General features: G+C 50.6%; 1 protein-coding gene. It reads right to left on the bottom strand.

Features of this window, described 5'->3' with window-relative positions; all coding sequences use genetic code 11:
- The coding region (locus B3D59_RS18130; protein ID WP_286822553.1) for an amidase family protein at window positions 1-221 on the bottom strand (221 nt) is incomplete at its 3' end.
- Window positions 222-247: the final 26 nt, after the last annotated feature.

Below are 247 nucleotides of genomic sequence, written 5' to 3'. Positions count from 1 at the left end.
ACCCCGTATCTCACCCCGTCGAACCGGGCCAGATTGGCACTGGCTTCACAAGGGGCAATGATATAATAGGCAGCCACCGCATAATTGGTATGGGGCAGGGAGATCTCTTTAATGTCAACGCCCAACCCCTCCAGGGTTTTCCGGGCGTTTTCAAACATTTTTTTGACGTCAGGATCAATGCCTTCAAGGCTTAAAAATTCCTTGGGTATGCCTGCGGTCATTCCGGAAAGACCTTGCTCCTTGAACA

The organism is Desulfobacter sp. UBA2225, assembly GCF_002348205.1.
Taxonomy (GTDB): Bacteria; Desulfobacterota; Desulfobacteria; order Desulfobacterales; family Desulfobacteraceae; genus Desulfobacter; species Desulfobacter postgatei.
The sequence above is the reverse complement of the archived record's forward strand: the minus strand, read 5'-3'. Positions and strand labels throughout refer to the sequence as shown.